The sequence below is a fragment of the Roseibium sp. FZY0029 genome (genome assembly GCF_036350355.1).
GTDB lineage: Bacteria > Pseudomonadota > Alphaproteobacteria > Rhizobiales > Stappiaceae > Roseibium.
Genome location: NZ_JAZDVZ010000004.1, coordinates 384,527 through 409,731, shown reverse-complemented (window position 1 = coordinate 409,731; position 25,205 = coordinate 384,527). Strand labels below are relative to the sequence as shown.

Here is a 25,205-nt window from a genome sequence, read left to right as displayed (position 1 = left end):
GCAGAACGGGCACAAACATGAAAACCTTGAAAAAATCGGCGGGAAAGCTGGACGTTCATGCATCACCGCTGGATCGGAGACGGGGCATTCTCCGTCTCGGGGGGATCACGGTCCCGTGTGCACTCGGCCGGTCGGGCATCGTCATGCGCAAGCGTGAAGGCGATGGCGGCACGCCTGCGGGCCGTTTTGCCTTGCTGCATGTCTACTACCGTCCGGACCGGGGACTACCGCCGGCAACGCTTTTGCCGGCCGAACCGCTGTCACCGGCGTCCGGCTGGTGCGACGACCCTGGCCATCGCCGCTACAACAGGCCGGTGCAACTTCCTTTTCCGGCCAGCCACGAAAAAATGTGGCGAGACGACAGGCTCTACGACATCGTCGTCGTCCTGGACTGCAATCTCGATCCCGCAGTGAAGGGAAAGGGCAGCGCGATCTTCTTTCACATCGCGCGGGAGGGGCATTCACCGACGGAAGGCTGCGTCGCCGTTTCGCCGGAACACATGCGCCTGATCCTTCAAAACGTCGGCCTTGGCGCGGAGATGGTGATCCACGCCTGAGCCGAGGTTCAGAACAGATTTACGGGTTGGCCGAGACCTGCGGCCGGTAAATGATGAAGCTGCCACTGACCGTGGTCGAGGTTCTGACGCCGGCGTCGTCGGTCGTGGTTGCCGTGCGAATGCCGAACCCGTTGCGCTTGACGGTCTGGTCGTCCGTGACGTTGCTTTCCAGGAAAGTCGCCCTGTTGCCGTTGACACTTTCCAGGATTGCCGTGTGCCGCGGTTCGCCGCGGGACATCGTCTGCTCCTCCCAACTGCCGTCGGGCTGCGTCACGCGGACCGTGACTTCGAAGCGGGTGAACTGGAAGACATCACCCGGGCGGGCATCGGACAGGTTGCTGATCACCCGTCCCCAGACATAAGTGGAGGCCGGCTTGTTGAAGCCGACATGCCGGAAGCCGTTGTCGACCAGCGACCAGCACTGGCCGTCGCCTTCAACCCGGCCCAGTCTCTCAGTGGCAAAATTGATCAGGCGTTGTGCCTGTTGAGCGTTTACGTCGGGCATGATCGTTATCCTTCATAACTGCCCCTCAGACGCAATGTTAGGCCGGCGCCACCGTGAACTCTGTAACCGGCATCACGATTACGTTGATAAACGGGGCAACCGAATGCGCCTTGCCGCGTTTTTCGAAGAAGGTTCTCACAGACAGGGACCGCAGCCAACCGCATAGGTTTCCGTTGTCTTGTCTGCTATGACCGAAGTTCGGGTTCACGGAGACGATCAGAACATGCGCTGGAGAGGCCGCCGCGGCAGCAGCAACGTTGAAGACAGGCGTTCAATGGGCGGGAGGCCGCGCATGCGCGTTGGCGGCCGCCGGATGAGAGCCGGTGGTGGCATCGGTCTGACAGGCCTTTTGATCGTCCTGGGTATTGCCTGGCTGACGGGCATCAATCCCCTGGCATTGCTCGGCCAACTGGATGGCGGGGGCGGATACGACACCCCGTCGTACCAAACCCAGGCCCCACGCAGTGCCGCGGACCAGGAAACGGCCCAATTTGTCTCTGTTGTTCTGGCGGATACCGAAAACACCTGGGGCCAGATCTTCGAAAATGGCGGGGCAAACTATCCGGAACCGACGCTGGTCCTCTTTTCCGGGTCGGTGTCTTCGGCTTGCGGGTATGCCAGTGCGGCCACCGGTCCGTTCTACTGCGGTGCCGACAGCAAGCTTTATATCGACCTCTCCTTCTATCAGGAGCTGGCGAACCAGCTGAATGCGCCCGGCGATTTCGCGCAGGCCTATGTGCTGGCGCATGAAGTCGGCCACCACATCCAGAACGTGCTCGGCGTTTTACCTGAGTTCCACAAGGCCCGGCGCACACTCAGCAAGGCGGAAAGCAACGCCCTGTCCGTGCGTGTCGAACTGCAGGCCGATTGTTATGCCGGTATCTGGGCGCATTACGCCGCCCGCCAGAAAGGCTTTGTCGAGGAAGGCGATATCGACGAAGCTCTGAACGCGGCGAGCCGGATCGGCGACGACACCCTGCAGCGTCAGACTCAGGGATATGTGGTGCCGGAAAGCTTCAACCACGGCACTTCGGCGCAGCGCGCCCGCTGGTTCAAGAAGGGTTTCCAGTCCGGCGACCTCAACGCCTGCGATACGTTCAATGCGGCGAGCCTTTAAGGGGCGCCAACACATCGAGTTCCGTCTTGGTCCGATCTTGGCAGTCCTGCCGCTTGGCCGTTTGTTTTTTCCGGACCCTTCCGGTTTTGAAAGACTGGGGCATGGATTGCAGGGGCAAGACCTGCAATGACGACCAACTGATAGCGGCTGGCGTGTTTACGCATATCTGCGATGACGGGCTGTCCCACTGGTAATTTGAGGCAATTTCCGCCATATAGGGGCAAATGTCCGCAAGATGGCGGACGCTTTTCCTTGAAGCTTTGAAGAAGTGCGACCGGTATGGCGTCTGAAACCAGACCCTTTTTGAAGATGAACGGCCTTGGCAATGATTTCGTGGTCTGGGACGCGCGTGAAAAACCGCTGCGTCTGGCCCCCGAAGCCATTGCCGCACTGGGCGACCGCGAGACGGGCATCGGTTTCGACCAGATGATCACCGTTGAACGGTCCTCGCTGGGTGTCGATGCCTTCATGCGCATTCACAATCGCGATGGCAGTGAAGTGTCGGCCTGTGGCAACGCCACGCGCTGCATCGGCCGCCTGCTGATGGAAGAAGCCGGCAAGGATCTCGTCACCATCGAGACCGGCGCCGGGCTGCTGCACGCGTTCGATGCAGACGGACCGCGCAGCGTGACTGTCGATATGGGCGTGCCGCGGCTTGCCTGGAACGAAATTCCGCTGGCGGAAGAATTCGCCGACACGCGTGCGATCGAACTCCAGATCGGGCCGATCGACGATCCGATCCTGCACACGCCGGCCGTCGTCAACATGGGTAATCCGCACGCCATCTTCTGGGTCGATGACGTGGAGGCCTATGAGCTTGAGCGGGTTGGGCCCTTGCTGGAACACCATCCGATCTTTCCGGAATACGCCAACATTTCCCTGGCCCATGTGTTCGATACCGATCAGATCCGGGTGAAGGTTTGGGAACGCGGCGTCGGCCTGACGCTGGCCTGCGGCACAGCGGCCTGTGCGGTCGGCGTTGCTGCCGCGCGCGATGGCCGGACCAGCCGCAAGACCACCATCCATCTGCCGGGCGGTCCCATCGGAATCGAATGGCGCGAGAGCGACAACCATGTGCTGATGACGGGTCTCACGGAAGTGGAATTCGAAGGCGAGGTCGATCTCAACACGCTTGCCTGGCGCGAGACTGCCACGGGCGACGCCCCGGTGGAGGCTGGAGCCGCGTCATGAGCATCGATGTCGTCACCTTCGGCTGCCGGCTCAATGCCTATGAGTCGGAAGTCATGAAGCGCGAGGCGGAGGCTGCAGGTCTCAAGGACGCCATCCTGATCAACACCTGTGCGGTCACCGGCGAGGCTGTTCGCCAGGCCAGGCAGGCCGTGCGCAAGGCCAAGCGCGACAATCCGAACGCAAGGGTGATCGTCACCGGCTGCGCCGCGCAGACGGAGAGCGAGACCTTCTCCGCCATGGACGAGGTGGATCTGGTGCTCGGCAACACGGAAAAGCTGGAGCGCAAGTCCTACCAGGACGTTGCCGCCTTCGGCGTTTCCGAAACCGAGAAGGTGCGCGTCAACGACATCATGAGTGTCGAGGAGACCGCTGGTCACCTGATCGACGGACTGACGGGCCGCGCCCGGGCGTTCGTGCAGGTTCAGAACGGCTGCGATCACCGCTGCACCTTCTGCATCATCCCCTATGGCCGGGGCAATTCCCGTTCCGTACCGATGGGCGTGGTCATCGACCAGATCAAGCGCCTTGTCGGCAACGGCTATAACGAGATCGTGCTGACGGGGGTCGACATCACCTCCTATGGCGCCGATCTGCCGGGAATGCCGAAGCTCGGCACGCTGTCGGCAAAGATCCTCAAGATGGTTCCCGAGCTGAAGCGGCTGCGGCTGTCTTCCATCGATTCCATCGAGGCCGATGACGACCTGATGCGGGTGATTGCCGAAGACGAACGGCTGATGCCGCATCTGCATCTGTCGCTACAGGCGGGCGACGACATGATCCTGAAACGGATGAAGCGGCGCCACTTGCGCGCCGACACGATCCGCTTCTGCGAAGACGTACGCCGCCTGCGGCCGGACATGGTTTTCGGCGCGGACATCATTGCAGGCTTCCCGACGGAAACCGAGGAGATGTTCCAGAACTCGCTGAGGATCGTCGACGAATGCGATCTCACGCATCTGCACGTCTTCCCGTTCTCCCCGCGCAAGGGCACGGCGGCCGCGCGCATGCCGCAGTTGCCGCGTGACGTCGTGAAGGAGCGCGGCGCGCGCCTCAGGGCCAAGGGCGAGGAAGCTCTGGTCCGGCATCTTCAGGCCGAGGTCGGCAAGACCCGCCCGGTCCTGATCGAGAAGGAAGGCCTTGGCCGCACGGAACAGTTCACCCAGGTCGAGCTGGGCGGCGGCGATGCGGGAGAGATTGTCGAGACAAGAATTGTCGGTCACACCGGCCGCCATCTCCTGGGCGAAGCCCTCTCCCGGGCCGCCTGAGGGCGGCTCAGGGTTCGGGTGGTGACAGGCTGGCCTTTGGTGTGTGTCAGATTGGATTGAAGCCGGGGCGAATTAGAACATACCCCTCATCCTGAGGAGGCCCACAGGGCCGTCTCGAAGGATAGGCGGCAATCTCGGCGCAAGTGGCCCATCCTTCGTGACAGCGCGATGCGCTTCCTCAGGATGAGGGTGAGAGTTTGGTTCCGGCGGTGGATGCCGACAGTTTAAAAAAGCAGTGTTGGGCAGAATTTTTAAGGCAGGTTCATGAGCGAGAAAAAGCGCGGCTTTCTTGGGCGTCTCTTCGGCGGCAAAAGCAAACCGGAAGACGAGGCCGTTCCGGCCGCCGAGGGTGCGGCACAGGAGGCAACATCCGCGGAACCGCAAGGTGAAGATCCGGCGCTTGACGTGGAGATGGAGGTTCGCCCCGTTGCCGCGATGAACGAGCCGTTCCAGCCGTTCTCGATGGACGTCTCGCCGGGTGTCGCGCCCGAATTGTCGCCGATGAAACCGGTGCTGCAGCCGGAAGACATTCCGTCCACCGATATCGGGTCCGACGACGTCGAGCCTCTGGAGACGGAAACACCTGAACCGCCTGCAGAAGAGCCGGAGGCTGCGGAAACGCCCGCACATGAAACGCCTGCAGCCGAAACGATTGCGCCCGAACCGGCACGTGCTCCGGATCCGATCGTCGAGCCGGCTCCTCCCGCTCCTGCGGTAGAGCCTGTTGCCGAGCCTGCGCCTGCTGCCGAAGAACCGAAACTGTCCTGGTTTCAGCGGCTGAAGGCCGGTCTGTCCCGGTCTTCCGCATCGCTGACCGAAGGAATCAGCTCGATCTTCACCAAGCGCAAGCTGGATGCCTCCATGCTGGAGGAGCTGGAGGATATTCTGATCCAGGCTGATCTCGGCGTTGACACGGCGATGGCGATCACCGACCGGCTGTCCGACGGGCGCTACAACAAGGAAATCTCACCGGAGGAAGTCCGGGCGATCCTGGCGGAAGAAGTCGAGAAAGTTCTCGCTCCCGTTGCCAGGCCGCTTGACCTTGATACCGGCAAGAAACCGCATGTGGTTCTGATGGTCGGGGTCAACGGCACCGGCAAGACCACCACCATCGGCAAGCTGTCGCAAAAGCTGCGCTCCGAAGGCAAGAGCGTCATGCTTGCCGCCGGTGACACCTTCCGGGCCGCGGCGGTGGAGCAGTTGAAGATCTGGGGTGAGCGCACCGGCGCCGAAGTGATTGCCCGCGCGACCGGCGCGGATGCGGCCGGGCTTGCCTATGACGCAATGAAGGAAGCGCAGGCCAAGGGCGTCGATGTGCTTCTGGTCGATACCGCCGGGCGGCTGCAGAACAAGGCCGAGCTGATGGATGAGCTGGAAAAGGTCATCCGCGTGATCAAGAAACACGATCCGGAAGCTCCGCACACGGTTCTGCTGACGCTGGACGCAACGACCGGGCAGAACGCGCTCAACCAGGTCGAGATCTTCGGCAAGGTTGCCGGTGTGAACGGTCTGGTGATGACGAAGCTGGATGGCACGGCGCGCGGCGGCATCCTGGTGGCAATCGCTGCCAAACACGCCTTGCCGGTGCATTTCATCGGTGTCGGCGAAGGGGTTGCCGATCTCGAGCCCTTCTCGGCCAAGGATTTCGCCAGCGCGATTGCCGGAATGGCTTGAACCGACGATAAGCGCCAGGCCTTGCGCGCAGCGCGAGGCCTGGGGTCTGGCGATGGGGCTGAATTTACCGGACCCTACCCTTGGAACTTCAACGCCATGGGCGCGTTGTGTTAGCGTCGAAGTCCATCGCGCGCGGAAACCCTTGTAATGACGGCAGCCGAGCGCAAGCGCGGAAAGGCCGTCATGATTTCCAGACTGTTGCAATCCTTCCTTCTTGCCCTGGTGCTGTCTCTGCCCGGGGCGCTGCCCGTGTTGTCACAAACGGAAAACAAGTCCGGCGCAATCACCGCCGTGCCCGGCGCTGGTGAAGATCAGGCGATAGAGCACCGTATCAACGACATTTTTGATGAACTCGATGGGCTTGCCGGAATTGCCGTCTCGGTGAAATCGGGTGTGGTCAACCTGAACGGTACGGTGACCGAGGCCGTTCTCGCCACGAAAGCCGAAGAGCTTGCCAGCCGCGTGGACGGCGTTGTTGCGGTTCAGAACAATATCACCGAAGAAACAGCGCTCGAGGAACGCCTCGTTCCGGTTTACGAGCGCTTGCAGGCACGTCTGTCCCAGGCTGTGAATTATCTGCCGCTTGCCCTTGTTGCCTTGCTTGTCTGGATGCTCGCGAGTGCGGCAGGTGTGCTGATCGCGCGGCTTGAATGGCCCTGGAACAGGCTGACCCCCAATGCCTTTATTGCAGATCTCGTCCGGCAGTTGATCAGGATCCTGTTCTTCACGATCGGCATCGTGCTGGCGCTCGATGTGCTTGGGGCCACCGCCGTTATCGGCACCTTGCTTGGTGCGGCGGGTATCGTGGGCCTGGCGGTTGGTTTCGCTGTCCGGGACACGGTCGAAAACTATATCGCCAGTATCATGCTCAGCATCCGGCAGCCGTTCAATCCGAAGGATTTCGTCCGGATTGAAGGCTATGAGGGCTATGTCATCAGCCTCACGTCGCGTGCCACGATCCTGATGGAAAAGGATGGCAACCACATCCGCATCCCCAACGCGATTGTCTTCAAGAGCACGCTTATCAATTACTCAACAAATCCAAAGCGCCGCTTCGTGTTCGAACTGGGTGTGGATGCGGAAAGCAATCTGGACAAGGCGCTGGATGTCGGCCTGAACACGCTTCGCCGTCAGGGGTTTATCCTTGAAGAGCCTTCTCCTGATGCATGGATCGAGGCACTGGGAGATTCCAACGTTGTTCTGAGCTTCGTCGGCTGGATCGACCAGACGCGCACCGATTTCCAGAAAGCCCGGTCCGAGGCGATGCGCCTCGTCAAGCTTGCGCTTGAAGCAAATGGCTTCTCCCTGCCCGAACCCATCTACCGGCTGCGCTTCGACGATGCGCCCGCTCTGGAAAACCTCCTGGCAGACAGGGAACAGCCGGATCGGGAGCAAAGGCAAATCGCCAGCAAGGAGACGGTCTTCCCCGATACAGTGGAAGAGGTGCCGAACGATACGGAAGCCGACAGGGACCTCGAAAAGCAGGTTGACCAGGAGCGTATAGCCACCCAGTCGGAAGATCTTCTCGATGAGCATGCGCCGAAGGAATTCGGCGCCAAATCGGCCAACCGTTCCTGACAGGTGTCAGAGGGCGAGCAGCTATCGGATGAGGCGGGTCAGGAAAGGCTGACCCTGCGCCAGCGGGACTCCACGAAGGAGTAGATTGCGAAAATCATGAGGCCCACCGCCAGGGCGAACAGCATGATACGCCCGTAAGGCAGTTCCTGAATGTATCTGAGCGCGTCGAGGGTGCTCGGCAGATCGCCTTCGGCCGTTGCCGCGCCTTCTATGCCAAGCCAGATCATGGCCGACAGAAGAGCAAACACAACACCGCGTGCGCCAAGGCCAAGCACAGACACGACATGGACGACGCGCATCGGGGCCTCGTTTTCATCGAAGTGCTTGGTGTATTTGCCTGAGTAGGCTTTCCACCAGTGGGCGGCCGCGATTCCCAGGAAGACGAGCGACAGACCTGCCACGAAGAGGCGCTGGCCAAGACCTTGTGAAACGGCATTCAACACGTTCGGCAGCAGTTTGCCGCCGCCCGAGCCGGTTAGACCCAGCAGACCGATGGCATAGATTGCGAGAGCGGAATAGGTGGCAGCGCTTGCCAGAAGCGCGAGACGGACGACAATCCCCTGCGCACTCCAGCCGTGATTATCCGCGTCCAGAACAGCCTGAACCAGCCGCCAGACGACAAAGCCGAACAGGCCTGCCACCAGAACAGCCACGAGAACCGATCCGAAAGGTTGGGATAAGAGCGTAACGAGCGCGCCCTTGGTGCCTTTGCTGCTGCCTGCGCCAATGGAGGCGAGAATGGCAAAGAACGATACGACGCCGTAGACGACACCGCGCGAAAGATAGCCGGCGCGCGCGGCAGCTTGTAACCAGTTCGAGTGTCTCATGACCCTGGTCTTTCCGCCATGCCGGCATTTTGACGTTCAGATGTGCGCTGTGGAGTGCCTTCTGTTGAAGGATCGCGGGAGGCGCCAATCAAGGCGCCGCAGGCTTGCGCGGATAGCTTTCAGCGGAAGCTTCAGGCGAGGCCGAGAAACGACAGAATCGCGACAACGACGACAATGAGTCCGACGAGATAAATGATGTTATGCATGATGTGCTCCTTGTCAAAAAGGAAAAGGGCCGGACGCTGAGTGAACGGGGGGCGGCCGTTCATGGGCGGGGGCAAGCGTCCGGCCCAAACAGTTGGAGGTCAGCTGCCGGGGGCGCGGCAGTGTTACCGGGAGTGGGGTCAGATCAGTCCGATAAACGACAGTATCGCGCCGACTACGACGACGAGACCGACCAAGTAGATGATACCGTTCATGCCTCTCTCCTTTCGTTGGAAAGAGAACTCGCCAATTCTAGATTGGTTCCGCCGAAACGCGCAGAAAGTAAAAAATTAGTTTCCGGGTTCCCAGTCTTCCGCCGCCAGGACGAATCCTTCGAACTGGAATCCGGGTGCAACAGTGCAGCCGACCAGGGTCCATGAGCCAAGAGAGCGAGCCTGTTGCCAGGCGTCGCGCGGAACAATGCCCTGTGGGCGTTCGCCTGCCAGAAGATCGTTCCCGAGGGTCAGGACTTCCTTCGTCTTGCCGTCCGTGCTGATGGAAAGCTCCAGCGGGGCCCCGTCATACCAGTGCCAGGTCTCGACGGCGTCCACCTTGTGCCAGCGCGACAGCACACCTTCGGGAAGCAGGAAGTAAATCAGGGTAGATGCGGCCCGGCCGCCATCGTCTGTAACGCTGTCGCGGAAGGTTTCGGCGAAAAAGCCACCTTCCGGGTGCGGCTGCATGTTGAGGAGATCGATGATCTTCTCGGCGGTCAGACTGGCGGAAGAAGACATGAAAGGTCCCGGACGGCTCAACAAGAATTCCGGGACGGGATCGCTCAGGAGGATTTTGGCCCGGTGCAGAAAGCCAGATCATCAATGGTTTCGCGCAAGGCCGCAACCACTTCCTCGTAAAGAAGCTGCATGTCCAGCCTGTGCCCTCCGCCCAGATGACCCGGTATCGGTTCGGCCTGGCCCACTATTCGGCTGACCACGTCCCGTGCCCGCTGCTCCGCAGAGCGTGTCAGATGGTTTTCGGAACTCGCTGGTGTCATGGTGAGTGCCCCTTCATGATCACGATAGCGTGCATATGGGGGCACTCAACCCGGGTTATAAGCCTTACCGTCTGGAAAAACGGCCGTGCGAGCCAGGAATTACGCAGAAAATCCCATAGGTATGATCAAGCGTTGTCCTTGCGGGTGCGGATTTCCGTAAAGACTTCGGCGGCACTTTTTCCTTCCATGCCGAGCGCCTTGGCAACGGAAGCTTCGCCTGCGCGCAGGAACGGGTTCGTCGCCTTCTCTTTCGCCATGGTCGTCGGCAATGTCGCGACGCCTTCCTGGCGAAGGGTTTCAACCTCTGCAGCCCGGGCTTTCAGATCGGCGTTGTCCGGATCGATGGTCAGGGCGAAGCGGGCGTTGGCCAGGGTGTATTCATGGCCGCAATAGATGGTGGTGTCGTCGGGAAGCTGGCGCATCAGCTTGGCAAGCGACGACCACATCATCTCCTTGTCGCCCTCAAATACACGGCCGCATCCGAGCGCAAACAGCGTGTCGCCGGTGTGCGCCACCTTGATTGAAGGGATGTACCAGGAGATCTGATCCAGCGTATGGCCCGGGGTCGAGATCGCCTTGATCTCGTATGGCCCGCAGCGGACGTCGTCGCCGTCTTCCACGGTGCGGTCGAGCCCGGAAATCTTCAGGCGTGAGCGCTCGGGGCCGACCACCGTGGCGCCGGTCTTCTGCTTGAGCGTGCCCAGACCCTGAACATGGTCCCAATGGTGATGGGTGATCAGAATGTGCGTCAGCGACCATCCGGTCTGTTCCAGCGCCTTTTCATAGGCGTCTGCGTCGGGAACGTCGACGGCAATGGTTGTGCCGGTGTCGGTGTCATGGATCAGCACGCCGAAATTATCGTCGAGACAGGTGAACTGGTGAATTTCGGTGGTGTCGCTCAAGGCCATGAAACGGCTCCCTGCTGAGATCTGTTGGTTGACGTGCAGACTGGCAAAGACAAGCGCCAAGGGCAAGGCAAGAGATCTTGCGCTCTCCTGCCGTTCCATGTTCAATCGCCGCGACCCTTCTTGACCGAGCAAGGCTGAATGTATCTCGACGTCGTTCATTTGCGCGCCTTTTACGATTTGCCGCTCGGCAGGCTGCTGCGCAGCCTGATCGGGGGGCCGATTCGCAAGATGTGGCCGGACCTCACCGGCCAGGCCCTGCTTGGTATCGGCTATGCGGGCCCGTTCATGCGGCCCTACCTCGACACGGTTGACCGGGCCATTGCGGCCATGCCCGCGCCACAGGGCGCCGTTCACTGGCCGCGCGAGCGGGACAGTGCCTGCACGCTGGTGGAAGACCAGGACCTGCCGTTTCCCGATGCCTATTTCGACCGGGTGATGCTGGTGCATGCTCTCGATCACTGTTCGGATCCGGCGGCGGTGCTCCGGGAAGCCTGGCGGGTGCTGGTTCCAGGCGGGCGGCTGATTGCCGTCGTGCCCAACCGGCGCGGCCTGTGGGCGCAATCGGAACTTTCTCCCTTCGGCTATGGACGGCCTTATTCGGGCAGCCAGCTCAAGGACCTTCTGAAGAGCTGCCAGTTCAACGTGACCGACGACAAGGAAGCCCTCTTCATGCCGCCCTCGCGCGCCCGCACCATCCTGCGCGCAGCCCGCACCTGGGAAGGCATCGGCCGCCGCATCTGGCCGGCTTTCGGCGGGGTCCTGATCATGGAAGCGGAAAAGGTCGTGTTCCAGAGCCTGCCCGTCGACGGCAAGAAAAGCCGTTTCCGTGTTCTGCGGCCCGTCTTCATTCCCGAAGGCGTCGCGACAGGGCTGAAGCCGGTCAGGTCCGTTCATCGGCAGGTGAAGGCGGACTAGGGCTGGTGGTTTGGTTGCAGGGTGCGGTTTCGCATTGTCGGCTGAACCCCCACCCCTAACCCCTTCCCACAAGGGGGAGGGGAATTCTGCCTTGCCGTGGGCAAGGCCTTCAAATGAACATCAACCGCTGAATTGTGGCCTCACCGCATAAGAGGTCTAGTCCCCTCCCCCTTGTGGGGAGGGGTTAGGGGTGGGGGTCTGATTCCCCAAAATCTTCCCTGAAAGTCCAGAAACTTTGCCAGCCGCCAGTTAATCCCACCGGTTCACCGCTTCAGCAGAAAAACGGCCTGTTCGGCGACGATGTTCCACACCCACCAGGGGGCGTTGACCGGGATCTTGTTGCCTCTGCCGCTGAGGGCGATGGCCTTTTCGACATCCGCGTCCAGTTCCCGGCAGAGCTCGACGAAATCGCGCAGGGAGCAGAAGTGGATGTTCGGCGTGTCATACCATTCGTAAGGCAGGTATTTGGTCACCGGCATACGGCCGCGGAACAGGAGCTGGGCCCGGTTGCGCCAATGGGCGAAATTCGGGATCGAGATCACCACCTGATTGCCGATGCGCAAGAGTTCGCTGACGACCTTTTTCGGTTCGCGTGTGGCCTGCAGGGTCTGGCTGAGGATGACGACGTCGAAGGCCTGGTCCGGATAGTCGGCCAGGTCCTGGTCGGCATCGCCCTGGATCACCGACAGGCCGCGGGCAACACAGCGGTTCACGCCTTCCTGGGACAGTTCGATGCCACGACCGTCCACCTGGCGTTCGCGCACCAGAAGATCGAGCAGCTCGCCGTCGGCCGATCCGATATCGAGCACGCGGGCATTGTGCGGCACCAGCGAGGCGACAACCTTGTGGTCGCCGCGCACATCGCCGGATTTGGTCTGTCTTGGAGCCAGGTTCACGGGATCAGGCCTCCTCGCCCGGTGCGGGCAGGCCGCGGGCGTGTGCTGCGCCGGTGATGAAGCCGGAAATCGTCTGGAACATCTCCGGCACGTCCAGCAGGAACGAATCGTGGCCCCGGTCGCTCTCGATCTCGACAAAGGAAACGTTGGCCGCTGCCGCGTTGAGCGCCTTGACCACGCGCCGGCTTTCGGACGTGGGGAACAGCCAGTCGGAGGTAAACGACATGACGCAGAACCGCGTCTTCGTTCCCTTGAAGGCGTTCGCCAGCGAGCCGCCGAACTGATGTGCCAGGTCGAAATAGTCCATCGCCCGGGTGACATAGAGATAGGAATTGGCGTCGAACCGGTCGACGAAGGTCATGCCCTGGTGGCGCAGATAGCTCTCGATCTGGAAATCCGCGTCGAAACCGAAGGTGACATTTTCCCGGTCCTGCAGGTTGCGGCCGAATTTCTGGTGCAGGGATTCGTCCGACATGTAGGTGACATGCGCGGCCATGCGGGCAACCGCCAGACCCTTGGTCGGACGTTGCCCTTGCTGAAGATAACTGCCGCCGCACCAGTTCGGGTCGGCCATGATCGCCTGCCGGCCGACTTCGTGGAAGGCGATGTTCTGGGACGTGTGCCGGGCTGCCGCGGCAATCGGCACGGCCGAAAACACACGCTCGGGATAGCTGGCTGCCCATTGCAGCACCTGCATGCCGCCCATGGAACCGCCGATGACCGCAAACAGCGTGTCGATGCCCAGGTGATCGACCAGGCGTGCCTGGGCGCGAACCATGTCGCGGATCGTGATGACGGGCAGCGCAAGGCCATAGGCCTGTCCGGTTTCCGGGTTGATGGACGCCGGTCCGGTGGTGCCGAGGCAACCGCCGAGCACGTTGGAGCAGATCACGAAATAATGGTTGGTGTCGATCGGCTTGCCGGGGCCGACCATCTGGCTCCACCAGCCGGGCTTGCCCGTGACGGGATTGGTGGAGGCCACATACTGGTCGCCGGTCAGGGCATGACACACGATCACGGCATTGGACTTTTCCGCGTTGAGCTCACCATAGGTCTCATACGCGATCTGCCAGGGGCCAAGCCTCACGCCGGCATCGAGTTCCAGCGGTTCTTCCGCCGGAAAGCGCGCAAGTTTGCTTGAGGGCGAAACCGCTTCGCTTGCCTTCAGATCCTCCGGGGTGGCTGGACGTGATGTGTCTGCGGACATGGCTCTTTTAGAATTAACTGTTGTCCCGGGCCGGGAGAGTTTCAGGCCGGTTGCGCGGGCCACAGTCCGCCGCCGGGAAACGGCAGGTGCCCGTCAGCGCGGCCAGACTGGCGACCTAGCCGTGCCGGAACGCCTGAGTCAATGTTTTCTTTTGCCTTTGGGCAATCACATGCCTATGACTATGCGCCGCTGAACCCAAACGAAGGCCGGAGCCACCTCATGTCTCACTTGCCGGACAGCGGGCTGTCGCTGGACGACCTCAGGACGCGGGTCGACGAGATCGATGCACGCATCCACACCGCCCTGATGGAACGCGCCCAGGCCGAAGCCGGCATCCAGGCCGCCAGCCGTGCCGCAGGAGCCGCAGCCGCCCTGTTTCAACCCGAGCGCGACGCCGACCAGATGCGCCAGATGGTGGAGCGCCACGAGGGCGATCTGCCGCTTGCGACCGTCGAACACATCTGGCGGGACCTCATTTGCGCCTGCACCAGTCTGCAGGCGGATACCGCCGTTCATCTGGACGGCAGCGCCGATCTGATCGAGATGCTCGATCTGGCGCGTTTCTATTTCGGTTTTTCCGTGGAGCTGGTGCCGGGAAGCGATGCGGCCGACGTGGTCGGCGCCGTGACGGCCTCTGCCTGCGACCTGGGCCTGGTGGCGCTGATCGACCGGGCGGAATTGCCCTGGTGGCGCGGCCTCAGCGAAGCCGGTGCAATCGTGCGGGCACGGCTGCCATTCGTCATTCTGGACGAGCGCCCCGCCGATCTCCCGGCGCTGGTGCTGGCCAAGGCGGACAGCATGATCGACAACGCGGATGTGGCGGTTTATGACGCCCGCTGGTCCGATCTTCTGCCGGGCAACCTGATGGATGAGGGCATTGAGGTGCTCAGTTTCTTCCGGTCTGCCAGCGGTGTCGACGCGCTGCTTGCGATTTCCGGCGAGCTGACGGAAGAGGACGTGCGTGCTGCCTGTAGTGCCGCGGGCGCTGCACCGGATGTTTTGAGACGTGTCGGCGGCTATGCCGCGCCGATTGACGGCAATGGCGATCCCGACGACACATTTGCTGCCGAGGACGAGGAGCCTCAGGGATGAACGAGATGACGACAGTGACCGAAGCTGGCAAGGCAACCGCAAACCGTCCGCAGCCGCGGCCGGGCGTTCTGGATATCGCGCCTTATGTTCCCGGAAAGTCCAAGGGCAGCCACGGCAAGACCGTGCACAAGCTTTCGTCCAACGAAACACCGCTCGGCACCAGCGATGCTGCCAGAGCGGCCATTGAAGCCGTGGCGCGAAACCTGGAACTCTATCCGGACGGCTCCTCTGCAGAGCTGCGTGCCGCCATCGGCGAAGTCTACGGCCTCAATCCGGACCGCATCATCTGCGGCGCCGGGTCCGACGAGGTTCTCAGCCTGATCGCCTACGGTTATCTCGGCCAGGGCGACGAGGCGATCTATTCCGAACACGGCTTCCTGGTCTACGACATTGCCATCCGCGCCGCCGGGGCAACGCCGGTGATTGCGCCTGAAAAGGACCTGACAACGGATGTCGATGCGATCCTGGCAAGGGTCACCGAGAAGACGCGCATGGTCTTCATCGCCAACCCGAACAATCCGACCGGCACCTATCTGCCGTTCGAGGAGGTCAAGCGGCTGCATGAGGGCCTGCCGGCCAACGTCCTGCTGGTTCTGGATGCCGCCTATGCGGAATATGTCCGCCGCAACGACTATGAAAGCGGTCTCGAGCTTGCAGCGACGTCCGACAACGTCATCATGACGCGGACCTTCTCCAAGATTTACGGCCTTGCCAATCTGCGTCTCGGCTGGGGCTTCGGTCCGGCGCATGTGATCGATGCGCTCAACCGCATCCGCGGGCCGTTCAACGTCAACGGCATGGCAATTGCCGCCGGTATGGCCGCTGTTCGTGACCGTGACTTCGTCACGCGCTCGATCGAGCACAATGACACCTGGCTGCCGTGGGTGACCGCGGAACTCGAGAAGCTGGGTCTGAAGGTGACGCCGAGCGTCGGCAACTTCGTTCTGGTTCACTTCCCCGATGAGGACGGCAAGCGCGCGGCGGATGCCGATGCCTATCTTCTGGAGCGGGGCTGCGTGCTGCGCATGGTCGGCAACTACGGATTGCCGAACGCGATCCGCATGACCATCGGCTCCGAAGAAGCCAACCGGGCCATCATTGGCCACCTGAAGGACTTCCTGGAACAGAAATAAGATTCACATGACTGTTGCCCCTATTTTCGAGCGCATGGCCCTGATCGGCATCGGCCTGATCGGTTCCTCGCTTGCGCAGGTCGCCCGACAGCGCGGCCTGGTCAAGGAAATCGCGATTTCCACCCGGTCCGCGGATACCCTGCAAAGGGCGGAGGAACTGGGCCTCGGCGACAGTTATGCGCTCGATGCCGCCGTTGCGGTGGAGGGGGCGGATCTGGTGATCCTGTGCGCACCGGTCGGCGCCAACGAGGCCATTGCCAAGTGGATCGCGCCTGCGCTGAAAAAGGGTGCGGTCCTGACCGATGTCGGCTCTACCAAGGCCTCCGTTGTCGATCAGGTCAGCCCGCATGTGCCCGAGGGCGTGCATTTCATTCCGGGCCACCCGATCGCCGGGACCGAGCAGTCCGGGCCCGATGCCGGGTTCGCGACGCTGTTCGACCAGCGCTGGTGCATCCTGACACCGCCCGAGGGCACGGACCCCGATGCCCTGGAAAAACTGAGCGCGTTCTGGCGCGCCTGCGGCTCCGATGTCGACACGATGGACCCCAAGCACCACGATCTGGTGCTGGCTATCGTTTCGCATTTGCCGCATCTGATCGCCTACAACATCGTCGGTACCGCCGACGATCTGGAAACGGTCACCAAGTCGGAAGTCATCAAGTACTCGGCGTCCGGTTTCCGCGATTTCACGCGTCTGGCGGCCTCCGATCCGACCATGTGGCGGGATGTCTGCCTGCATAACAAGGACGCGATCCTGGAAATGCTGGCACGGTTCTCCGAAGATCTTTCCGCTCTCCAGCGGGCGATCCGCTGGGGGGATGGGCAGATGCTGTTCGACCTCTTCACCCGCACCCGGGGCATTCGCCGCTCGATCATCGAGGCCGGTCAGGAAACCGACGCCCCCGACTTCGGCCGCCACGCCAAGGACAAGGCAGGCGTGCCTGCGGAGTAATTGCGCTTACCCGGAATACGTCCTCAGAAAGACCTATTCGGGCAATAGTCCCTGCAATTGATTTCAGGCCTGCGACGTCGTGGGCCGTCAGACGCTTGGCGTTAGGATCAATTCGTCCTGTCGACGATGAAGCGGGCGAGTGCGCTCAGGATCGCCGCGCGGCTGCCATAGGGCGCAAGCAGCGTCTCAGCCTCCCGGACCAGGCGGCCCAGTTCTTCGCGCGTCCTGGCCGTGCCCCAGAGCCCCACAAGCGTTGCCTTGCCGGCTTCCGCATCCTTGCCGGTGGCCTTGCCCATCGCTTCAGTGCTGGCTTCCACATCCAGAAGATCGTCGGCGAGCTGGAAGGCAAGGCCGATCACTTCACCGAAACGCGTCAGCCGGTCGATGTCCGCTTCGGATGCGTCGGCCAGAATGGCACCTGCCCGGCAGGCGTAGCGCAGCAGTGCGCCGGTTTTCATGGATTGAAGCTGGCGGATCTCGGCTTCGGACCGTTCGCGATGTTCCGATTCCAGATCCAGCATCTGGCCGCCGGCCATGCCGCCGGGCCCCGAGGAACGGGCAAGTGCTCGGGACAGGCGTAGCCGGACGGCCGCATCCGGGTGAACCACGTCTTCCGCGATCACGTCGAAGGCAAGCGTCAGCAGTGCATCGCCGGCCAGAATGGCGGTGGCTTCGTCATAGGCCTTGTGGACGGTCGGCTGGCCGCGGCGCAGATCATCGTCGTCCATCGCGGGCAGGTCGTCATGCACCAGCGAATAACAATGGATCAGTTCCAGCGCGCAGGCGGCCCGGACCACGCCATCGTCTTCCCGGCCGAACAGTTTTGCCGTTTCCAGCACCAGTATGGGGCGCAGGCGTTTGCCGCCGTTGAGCGCGCCATGGCGCATTGCCGCCACAAGCCGCGCGGGACGTGTGATTTCGCCCGGCTGGTGTTCAGCGCCCAATATGTCCTGGAGCGTTGTTTCGACGTATTTTGCCCGCGTCTCGAGATGCGGTTTGAGATCGAAAGTCATGCACGACCCTGCCACGAATTTGCCCGGGGCTTCCCTGTCCCGAATTTTCGCCCCCGTCAAGCCGTTCGAGCCATGGAAATCTGCCCAATGAGGATACTGGACGGATGCTGCCCGGCCCTTTATTGGCTAAAGGCCTGGAGCATTTTCAACTGAAGGCTGCCGTTTGCTGCGATCCATGGAACTTTTAGGCGGGCCCCTCTCTTTACCTGATGTCCTTGCATATGGACGGATCGGGGGCTGATGGCCAGAGCTGCAAAATCATCGACCGGGACGGGGTCGTTCTGGCGTTTCGCGCGCAAGTGGCTTGTCCGCGCCCTGCTGGTGGCCATACTTCTTCCGCCACTTCTCACCGTTATCTATTCCGTGGTGCCGCCCGTCAGCACTCTCATGATCGGCCGGTATGTCCAGTTTCTGTGGGTCGACCGGCAGTGGGTGCCACTTGAAGAGATTTCGCCAAACCTTATCCGTTCGGTGATCACTTCGGAAGACAGCGGTTTTTGCGAGAACGACGGTGTCGAGTGGGACGCGCTTCAGGACCAGGTCGAAGCCTTGAGTGAAGGCGAAAAGCCCCGGGGCGCCAGCACCATCACAATGCAGACGGCCAAGAACCTGTTCCTGTGGGGCGAACGGTCGTACATCCGCAAGGGGCTGGAGCTGCCGCTGGCCCTGATGCTGGATGCGATACTGTCGAAGAAACGCATCCTGGAAATCTATCTCAACATCGCCGAATGGGGCGAGGGAATCTTCGGGGCCGAGGCGGCCGCGCAGGCCTGGTTCGGCAAGAGCGCCAAGGACCTGACGCGGACCGAAGCTGCCAGATTGGCGACAGCCTTGCCAAATCCGCGCGGCCGAAACCCCGCAAAACCCGGATCAGGACATCGGAAACTGGCCGGCACGAACCTGGCCCGCGTGAAGGGTGCAGGGCCAATTTTCGGCTGTGTTCTGGGGAAATAGGCACAGGCGGATGGCGCTTTGGTCCGGGCTGTTCTATCCAGACCAAGAATTTTTTCTCTATGGGGTGGCAAAACGTTGGCGTTGCCTGTATAACGCCGCGCATTCCAACACGCTGCGTGACGCCACGCCCCGGGCTAACCCGGTCCGGGCCGCGCGGTTATGGACCACGGAGAAAAACAAAATGGCCGTTCCAAAGAGAAAAACCTCGCGCTCCAAGCGCGGTTTTCGCCGTTCCGCGGACGCCCTCAAGCAGCCGACTTACGTCGAGGACAAGGATTCGGGCGAACTGCGCCGTCCGCATCACGTTGACCTGAAGACCGGCATGTACCGGGGCCGTCAGATCCTTTCCGCGAAAGACGACGCATAACACCCGCATTCTTCTTGAATGCAGGTAGCGTCCGGATCGGATCGCCGCATGGCAAAACAGGATTGAGGCTGGCCTTGTTTCGACGGGCCGGCCTTTTTCTTTTCTGCGCCTTGAATTGGCTTTCAAGATCGTGTCAGCTCGCTGCGATTTCCGCCCGCTTCGGGCGGCCTTGATACCGGGAGCCGTCCATGCGCCTTTTCTCCGCCCTTCCTTTCACGCTCTTCTCGCTGCTGATCTACAACGCCCTTGCTTTCACGGCAGGTGCGGGAGATCCCGGTTTCTGGGCTCAGCCCGTGATCACCATCCAGATGGTCTCCGGTGCGACATTCGAGCTTCTGGCGAGCGATCTGCTCATCACCGTCGGACTGTTGTTTCTGTTCATCGAAATACTGAAGGCGACTCGCATCGGCACGACGGCCTTGCTGGACCACATGTTCTCGGTGCTGGTGTTCGTCGCCTATCTGGTGGAGTTTCTGGTGGTGCAGCCTGCGGCGACGTCGCTGTTCTTCATCTTGATGGCGATCTCCCTTATCGACGTGATCGCCGGGTTCTCGATCTCCATCACCGGGGCACGGCGGGACGTTTCCTTCGGCCATGGGGACATGCACTAGGCGGGCGTGATCCTGCAAATCCCTCCTTCCGGACAAGAGAAACGCAGTCGGACGCAGGCCCCGACTCCAGGCTTAATTCGCGCCTTGGACGCGCTGAAATTTCGCAGGAAATGGCGTCGCTTGACTCACGCCGACACCCGGTTTCCGGATCGGCGTGCAGCGTTTCGCTGCATTTGTCCGGAATGACGGGCGCGGAGCAAGACCGGAACGGCTAGGCGTCCTTGCTGTCCTCGACGATCGCGTGCTTCTGGATCAGCGGTAGCTGGGTCAGGGTGAAGATGAGGGTGATCGGCATGATGCCGAAGACCTTGAAGCTGACCCAGAAATCGGTCGAGAAGCTGCGCCAGACAATCTCGTTGATCGCGGCAAGAACGAAGAAGAACACGCCCCAGCGGAATGTCAGCTTGCGCCAGCCTTCGTCTGTCAGGCGGAAAGCGCTGTCGAAGACATAGCCCAGCAACGATTTGCCGAACAGCAATCCCCCCAGAAGAACCGTGCCGAACAGGCAGTTGACGATGGTCGGTTTCAGCTTGATGAAAAGTTCGTCGTGCAGCCACAGCGTCAGGGCGCCAAAGACGAGAACCACAGCGCCGGACACCAACGGCATGATCGGCAGTCGCCGCGTCAGCCAAAGCGACACGACCAGCGAAATGCTGATGGCCACCATGAAGGCCGCGGTTGCCAGGAAAATCGGCTTGCCGACTTCCTGCAGCACGGGAAAGGCGGCGGCGATCTGTTCGCCGCGGGCATTGAACAGGAAGAACACGCCAAGCGGTCCCAATTCCAGCGCCAGCTTCAGAAGCGGCGAGAGTTCCTTGCGGGTCGGGTCGTTCGGGGCGTGTTCGAATTCCATGTTTTTACGTTATCCTGTTCAGGAAGTCTGATTCCGGACATAGGTGATGGAGGGTGCCAGGGTCAAGCACCCCGGCCCGAATCGGAAAATAGAGCCGGAAATTTTCAAGGCCAGTAGAGAGACACCGGGAAGCGTGAACATGAAACGTTGGATGCTGGGCCTTGCCGCCACCCTGCTGTTTACGGCTCCCGTGTTCGCGGCGATGCCTCTGCGCTGGGACCAGCTCAAGGATCCGCAGGCTGCAGCCTATGAGGACCCCTTTGCCGCGCTGAGCGGCTCGGAACTGCGGTCGCTCGGCGCGGTGCTGCGGCTTCGCCAGCAATTGGACGAGATGGATGCGACTGACGCGGACCGTTCGACGTTTGAACAGCGTCTTCGGCAGGAAGAGGCCCAGCTTGCTGCGGCCGGCGTGCCGACGGACCAATTGTTGTCGCAGCGCTTCGAGGTGGCGAAGAAGCGGGCTGCTGCGTCGCTTGCCGGCAACAAGGCTCTGGCCGGAAAGGACATCGAGATTACCGGGTATGTGATCCCCGTTCAGGAACCGGGCAGCGATGAGGTGATCGCCGGCTATCTGGTTCCCGAACAGGGCATGTGCAGCCACATGCCGGCGCCAGATCCCAACCAGATGATCCGGTACCGGCTGTCGACGGGCTGGCGGGCGGAATACGTCTACGAACCGGTCCGGCTGACCGGGCGTCTGTCTCTGAAAACAACCCGCCAGGAAATCACGCTTCTGGACGGTCAGGTCGACATGATCGCAGCCTTCGAGATGGAGGTCACCGGTGCCCAGAGCCTGGGTGAAGAGACCGCCCCGGACCCGATGAGCCGGATCTGGAAATTCTTCAAGGGCCCGGTGCCGGAAAACTTCTGGAAGCACCCATGAAAAAGGCGCCGCAAAGGGCGCCTTTTCCTGTGATTGAACTTCGAATTCAACCGTTGGCGATATACTGGCCGCCGTTGATGGTCATCACGGCGCCGGTCATGAAGGCGGCGGCGTCGGACGCGAGGTAAACCACCGTCTGGGCGATTTCTTCCGGATGGCCGAGACGGCCGACCGGGATGCCGGAGATGATTGATTCCAGCACCTTTTCCGGCATGGCGGCAACCATGTCGGTGTTGATGTAGCCCGGGCAGACGCAATTGACGGTGATGCCCTTGAAGGCGTTTTCCTGCGCCAGAGCCTTGGTGAAGCCAATCACGCCGGCCTTGGCCGCGGAATAGTTCGCCTGGCCCATCTGGCCTTTCTGACCGTTGATCGACGAAATGTTGATGATGCGGCCGGAGGCGCGTTCGCGCATGCCGTTGATCACCGGCTTGGTCATGGTGAACATGGAATCGAGGTTCGTCGACAGGACTTCGCGCCACTGTTCGAAGCTCATCTTGTGGAACATGCCGTCACGGGTAATACCGGCGTTGTTGACCAGCACTTCCACCGGGCCCACTTCGCTTTCCACCTTGGCAATGCCTTCAGCGCAGGCATCAGGATCGGAAACGTCCCACTTGAAGACGTGAATGCCGGTTTCGGCCTTGAAGGCCTCCGCTTTTTCCGTATTGCCGGCATATGTGGCCGCCACGGTGTAACCTGCGTCTTTCAAGCCTCGTGAAATTGCTTCGCCGATACCGCGTGTGCCACCCGTGACCAATGCGACCTTGCTCATTCCATTTCCTCCTGACTTCCTGTTCCGGGCCCTTTGGGCTCTCTGACATCAATTCAGTCTAGTTTGCTGTTCCCCATCATGGCCGGAGGTCCGGCCATGATGTTTCTTGCCGGTAGGGGCTTAGCGCTCCAGGCACATGGCGACACCCATGCCGCCGCCGATGCACAGGGTTGCAAGGCCTTTCTTGGCATCGCGGCGGTTCATTTCGTGCAGCAGGGTCGTCAGGATACGGGCGCCGGATGCGCCGATCGGGTGGCCGATGGCAATCGCGCCGCCATTCACATTGACGATATCCGGGTTCCAGCCCATGTCCTTGTTGACCGCGCAGGCCTGAGCGGCAAAGGCTTCGTTGGCTTCCACGAGGTCCAGATCGGCAGCGGACCAGCCGGCTTTTTCGAGCGCCTTGCGGGATGCCGGTATCGGGCCTGAGCCCATGATTGCCGGATCGACACCAGCGGTTGCCCAGGAGGCGATGCGGGCCAGAGGCGTCAGGCCGCGCTTTTCGGCTTCGGCGGCACTCATCACCAGAATGGCGGCGGCGCCGTCGTTGATGCCGGAAGCGTTGGCGGCGGTCACGGATCCGTCCTTGGTGAAGGCCGGGCGCAGCTTGGCGACGCTTTCCAGCGTGGCGCCGTGACGGATGTACTCGTCATCTTCCACAACGCGCTCGCCCTTGCGTTCCTGCAAGGTCACCGGGGTGATCTCGTCCTTGAACCTGCCCGCCTTCTGCGCGGCTTCCGCCTTGTTCTGGGAAGCAACGGCGAACTCGTCCTGCTGCTCGCGGTTGATCTGCCACTTCTCGGCGACGTTCTCGGCGGTCTGACCCATGTGGTAGCCGTTGAAGGCATCCCACAGGCCGTCCTTGATCATGGTGTCGATCATCTTGTAGTCGCCCATCTTGTAGCCGGCGCGCATGTGGGCGCAGTGCGGCGACAGCGACATGTTTTCCTGGCCGCCAGCCATCATGATGGTGGCGTCGCCCGAGATGATCTGCTGCGCTGCAATGGCGACGGTGCGCAGACCGGAACCGCAGACCTGGTTGAGCGTCCAGGCCGTTGCGCTGTCGGCGATACCTGCCTTGATGGCAGCCTGGCGTGCCGGGTTCTGGCCCTGACCGGCCGTCAGAACCTGACCGAACACGACTTCGTCGATGTCGCCGCCGTCGACGCCGGCCTTTTCCATGGCCGCCTTCATGACAATGGCACCGAGGTCATGCGCCGGGGTGTTGGCAAAAGCGCCATTGAACGACCCTACGGGCGTGCGGGTTGCACTGACAATGACGATATCGGTGAAAGCGCTCATCATACTCTCCAGACTTGAGGCCAATTGACCGTAGTGGGCTGGTGCCGTTGCGGCACCTGCCGAGGCTCTTTATGCATGGACTAGAAACTGCGGTGAGATTTGTGTCAACCGTAACACTTCGTATCGAAGGTCTGTTTTCGCATTTGCGGCATCATCCTTTCGTCAGTGCACATAAAAAGGCTGGCACGATCCGATACGATTGGCTTAGTCTCTTATCTGGAGGAGATGACAGGCCTGCGAAGGCCTTGTCGTCAAATGGGAAACGAGCCAAAAGGCTGATAGGCGGAATTCACGGATGGCCAAGACCAACGAGCCGACAATCATCAAGAAATACGCCAACCGGCGGCTGTACAACACGGGCACCAGCACCTATGTCACGCTCGAAGACCTGGCGGTGATGGTGAAGGGGGAGGAGGACTTTGTCGTCTATGACGCAAAGACCGGTGAGGACATCACCCGTTCGGTCCTGACCCAGATCATTTTCGAACAGGAAGGCAAGGGGCAGAACCTTCTGCCCGTCACGTTCCTGCGTCAGCTGATCCGGTTTTACGGCGACAGCATGCAGGGCCTCGTGCCGAGCTTCCTGGAATATTCCATGACCTCGCTCACCAAGGAGCAGGAAAAGCTGCGTTCACAAATGAGCGAAGCTTTCGGCGCAACGGCGTTCGAGGCCATCGAGGATCAGGTCAAGCGGAACACGGAAATGTTCGAACGGGCCATGAAGATGTTCATGCCCTTTCCGGCCGCGGGCGGCGACACGGCTGCATCTTCCAACCCGGCGAGCACGGCCAAGCCGGCAAAGTCCGGCGGCAATGACCTCGACGAGATGAAGCGTCAGCTGGAAGACATGCAGAAGAAGATCAACCAGCTCAGCGAAAAGTCCTGAGGCGTTCGAAGCGCGTGACATGAGCGGGACTCTCGCCACCGGGAATGTAACCATCACCGCGCTTGGCAATGCGCCTGCGGTGATGGAAACCCTGGAAGGCTGGTTCGTCGACGAATGGTCCGGCTGGTATGGACCCGACGGGCCAGGCGACGCGCGGCAGGATCTGGAAAAATGCCTTCAACCCGGCACCCGGTTGCCGCGCTGTCTGGTTGCGCTGGATGGCGGAGGCAGGCTGTTGGGCACGGTTTCGCTGCGCGATACCTCGCCGGGATCGGACCTTTATCCGGGAGCCTGGTTGACCGCGCTGCTGGTGCATCGCGCTTTCCGGAAAGCGGGCATCGGCGCTGAGCTCGTTGCCGCTGCCGAAAGGCAAGCAAGACAGCTCGGGTTTCCGGATATTCTGACCGCGACGGCAACAGCCCGGTCGCTCGTCCTCAAACGCGATTGGCTGCTGGTCGAAACGCTGCACCCGGAAACAGGGCCTTTGGGCATCTACCGGAAAACACTGCAAGCTGATTGAGCCTTGTCCGCCCTCTTCTGGTTGCC

At 61.4% G+C, this 25,205-nt stretch carries 27 protein-coding genes; 16 read left to right on the top strand and 11 right to left on the bottom strand.

Going from position 1 to position 25,205, the window contains the following annotated elements; genetic code table 11:
* Positions 1–17 precede the first annotated feature (17 nt).
* The gene (locus V1T76_RS13550) at positions 18–557 is read left to right on the top strand and encodes a L,D-transpeptidase family protein (protein WP_330561176.1); all 540 of its coding nucleotides are present in this window, start codon (positions 18–20) and stop codon (positions 555–557) included.
* Positions 558–576: 19 nt separating this feature from the next.
* On the opposite strand, the gene V1T76_RS13545 is transcribed toward V1T76_RS13550, so the two are convergent.
* Positions 577–1,062, bottom strand: coding sequence for a hypothetical protein (locus tag V1T76_RS13545; protein ID WP_330561175.1), 486 nt, complete (start codon positions 1,060–1,062; stop codon positions 577–579).
* Positions 1,063–1,285: 223 nt separating this feature from the next.
* Between V1T76_RS13545 and ypfJ the strand changes: the two genes are divergently transcribed.
* The 5 genes from ypfJ (at position 1,286) to V1T76_RS13520 (ending at position 7,887) form a co-directional block, all read left to right on the top strand.
* A complete protein-coding gene (gene ypfJ, locus V1T76_RS13540; protein WP_330561174.1) occupies positions 1,286–2,179 on the top strand; it encodes a KPN_02809 family neutral zinc metallopeptidase in 894 nt (297 codons plus the stop codon).
* 279 nt (positions 2,180–2,458) lie between these two features.
* Complete coding sequence (gene dapF / locus V1T76_RS13535) at positions 2,459–3,370, top strand: diaminopimelate epimerase (protein WP_330561173.1); 912 nt, start codon at positions 2,459–2,461, stop codon at positions 3,368–3,370.
* Entirely contained in the window at positions 3,367–4,635 is a 1,269-nt protein-coding gene (gene mtaB / locus V1T76_RS13530; RefSeq protein WP_330561172.1) for a tRNA (N(6)-L-threonylcarbamoyladenosine(37)-C(2))-methylthiotransferase MtaB, read from the top strand. Before dapF ends, mtaB begins: the two co-directional genes overlap by 4 nt.
* Positions 4,636–4,899: 264 nt before the next feature.
* Positions 4,900–6,309: a signal recognition particle-docking protein FtsY gene (ftsY, locus tag V1T76_RS13525; protein WP_330561171.1), complete on the top strand. Its 1,410-nt coding sequence runs from the start codon at positions 4,900–4,902 to the stop codon at positions 6,307–6,309.
* Positions 6,310–6,456: 147 nt separating this feature from the next.
* The gene (locus V1T76_RS13520; protein ID WP_330561170.1) at positions 6,457–7,887 is read left to right on the top strand and encodes a mechanosensitive ion channel family protein; all 1,431 of its coding nucleotides are present in this window, start codon (positions 6,457–6,459) and stop codon (positions 7,885–7,887) included.
* Between the two features lie 38 nt (positions 7,888–7,925).
* Here the strand turns inward: V1T76_RS13520 and V1T76_RS13515 are convergent, their stop codons facing one another.
* The 4 genes from V1T76_RS13515 to gloB all read right to left on the bottom strand — a co-directional run bounded on the left by V1T76_RS13515 (position 7,926) and on the right by gloB (position 10,820).
* A complete protein-coding gene (locus V1T76_RS13515; protein WP_330561168.1) occupies positions 7,926–8,714 on the bottom strand; it encodes a DUF1206 domain-containing protein in 789 nt (262 codons plus the stop codon).
* A gap of 494 nt (positions 8,715–9,208) precedes the next feature.
* Complete coding sequence (locus tag V1T76_RS13510) at positions 9,209–9,652, bottom strand: cupin domain-containing protein (protein WP_330561167.1); 444 nt, start codon at positions 9,650–9,652, stop codon at positions 9,209–9,211.
* A gap of 44 nt (positions 9,653–9,696) precedes the next feature.
* Positions 9,697–9,912 (bottom strand): hypothetical protein, encoded by a 216-nt coding sequence (locus V1T76_RS13505; RefSeq protein ID WP_006936682.1) that lies wholly within the window; start codon positions 9,910–9,912, stop codon positions 9,697–9,699.
* 125 nt (positions 9,913–10,037) lie between these two features.
* Positions 10,038–10,820: a hydroxyacylglutathione hydrolase gene (gloB, locus tag V1T76_RS13500; RefSeq protein ID WP_330561166.1), complete on the bottom strand. Its 783-nt coding sequence runs from the start codon at positions 10,818–10,820 to the stop codon at positions 10,038–10,040.
* 138 nt (positions 10,821–10,958) lie between these two features.
* On the opposite strand from gloB, the gene V1T76_RS13495 reads away from it, so the two are divergent.
* Entirely contained in the window at positions 10,959–11,735 is a 777-nt protein-coding gene (locus V1T76_RS13495) for a class I SAM-dependent methyltransferase (RefSeq protein WP_330561165.1), read from the top strand.
* Between the two features lie 263 nt (positions 11,736–11,998).
* On the opposite strand, the gene metW is transcribed toward V1T76_RS13495, so the two are convergent.
* Entirely contained in the window at positions 11,999–12,631 is a 633-nt protein-coding gene (gene metW, locus V1T76_RS13490; RefSeq protein ID WP_330561164.1) for a methionine biosynthesis protein MetW, read from the bottom strand.
* 4 nt (positions 12,632–12,635) lie between these two features.
* Complete coding sequence (gene metX / locus V1T76_RS13485; protein WP_006936678.1) at positions 12,636–13,838, bottom strand: homoserine O-acetyltransferase MetX; 1,203 nt, start codon at positions 13,836–13,838, stop codon at positions 12,636–12,638.
* Between the two features lie 219 nt (positions 13,839–14,057).
* On the opposite strand from metX, the gene V1T76_RS13480 reads away from it, so the two are divergent.
* From V1T76_RS13480 to V1T76_RS13470, 3 genes are read left to right on the top strand one after another with little or no spacing between them, the layout of a single operon-like run.
* Complete coding sequence (locus V1T76_RS13480; protein ID WP_330561163.1) at positions 14,058–14,930, top strand: chorismate mutase; 873 nt, start codon at positions 14,058–14,060, stop codon at positions 14,928–14,930.
* On the top strand, positions 14,927–16,063 hold the full coding sequence (gene hisC / locus V1T76_RS13475; protein WP_330561162.1) for a histidinol-phosphate transaminase: 1,137 nt from the start codon (positions 14,927–14,929) through the stop codon (positions 16,061–16,063). Before V1T76_RS13480 ends, hisC begins: the two co-directional genes overlap by 4 nt.
* 7 nt (positions 16,064–16,070) lie before the next feature.
* Positions 16,071–17,015 carry a prephenate/arogenate dehydrogenase family protein gene (locus V1T76_RS13470; protein WP_330561161.1) on the top strand — a complete coding sequence of 315 codons (945 nt, stop codon included), beginning with the start codon at positions 16,071–16,073 and terminating at the stop codon, positions 17,013–17,015.
* A 107-nt stretch (positions 17,016–17,122) separates the two neighbouring features.
* On the opposite strand, the gene V1T76_RS13465 is transcribed toward V1T76_RS13470, so the two are convergent.
* The gene (locus V1T76_RS13465) at positions 17,123–18,028 is read right to left on the bottom strand and encodes a polyprenyl synthetase family protein (protein WP_330561160.1); all 906 of its coding nucleotides are present in this window, start codon (positions 18,026–18,028) and stop codon (positions 17,123–17,125) included.
* A gap of 240 nt (positions 18,029–18,268) precedes the next feature.
* Between V1T76_RS13465 and mtgA the strand changes: the two genes are divergently transcribed.
* The 3 genes from mtgA to V1T76_RS13450 all read left to right on the top strand — a co-directional run bounded on the left by mtgA (position 18,269) and on the right by V1T76_RS13450 (position 19,960).
* Positions 18,269–18,982: a monofunctional biosynthetic peptidoglycan transglycosylase gene (mtgA, locus tag V1T76_RS13460; protein WP_330561159.1), complete on the top strand. Its 714-nt coding sequence runs from the start codon at positions 18,269–18,271 to the stop codon at positions 18,980–18,982.
* Positions 18,983–19,163: 181 nt separating this feature from the next.
* Entirely contained in the window at positions 19,164–19,349 is a 186-nt protein-coding gene (gene rpmF / locus V1T76_RS13455; protein ID WP_006936667.1) for a 50S ribosomal protein L32, read from the top strand.
* A gap of 188 nt (positions 19,350–19,537) precedes the next feature.
* Positions 19,538–19,960 (top strand): hypothetical protein, encoded by a 423-nt coding sequence (locus tag V1T76_RS13450; RefSeq protein WP_330561158.1) that lies wholly within the window; start codon positions 19,538–19,540, stop codon positions 19,958–19,960.
* A gap of 211 nt (positions 19,961–20,171) precedes the next feature.
* Here V1T76_RS13450 and V1T76_RS13445 read toward each other — a convergent pair whose 3' ends face one another.
* A complete protein-coding gene (locus V1T76_RS13445; protein WP_330561156.1) occupies positions 20,172–20,813 on the bottom strand; it encodes a septation protein A in 642 nt (213 codons plus the stop codon).
* Positions 20,814–20,952: 139 nt separating this feature from the next.
* Between V1T76_RS13445 and V1T76_RS13440 the strand changes: the two genes are divergently transcribed.
* Positions 20,953–21,696, top strand: a complete 744-nt coding sequence (locus V1T76_RS13440) for a DUF3299 domain-containing protein (protein ID WP_330561155.1) — start codon at positions 20,953–20,955, stop codon at positions 21,694–21,696.
* Positions 21,697–21,742: 46 nt separating this feature from the next.
* Here the strand turns inward: V1T76_RS13440 and phbB are convergent, their stop codons facing one another.
* Together phbB and V1T76_RS13430 are read right to left on the bottom strand one after the other, a co-directional pair.
* A complete protein-coding gene (phbB, locus tag V1T76_RS13435; protein WP_330561154.1) occupies positions 21,743–22,471 on the bottom strand; it encodes an acetoacetyl-CoA reductase in 729 nt (242 codons plus the stop codon).
* Between the two features lie 120 nt (positions 22,472–22,591).
* Positions 22,592–23,773 (bottom strand): acetyl-CoA C-acetyltransferase, encoded by a 1,182-nt coding sequence (locus V1T76_RS13430; RefSeq protein WP_330561153.1) that lies wholly within the window; start codon positions 23,771–23,773, stop codon positions 22,592–22,594.
* 295 nt (positions 23,774–24,068) lie between these two features.
* Between V1T76_RS13430 and phaR the strand changes: the two genes are divergently transcribed.
* Positions 24,069–24,659, top strand: coding sequence for a polyhydroxyalkanoate synthesis repressor PhaR (gene phaR, locus V1T76_RS13425; protein ID WP_330561152.1), 591 nt, complete (start codon positions 24,069–24,071; stop codon positions 24,657–24,659).
* Between the two features lie 19 nt (positions 24,660–24,678).
* Positions 24,679–25,179, top strand: coding sequence for a GNAT family N-acetyltransferase (locus V1T76_RS13420; RefSeq protein ID WP_330561151.1), 501 nt, complete (start codon positions 24,679–24,681; stop codon positions 25,177–25,179).
* The last annotated feature ends 26 nt before the right edge of the window (positions 25,180–25,205 follow it).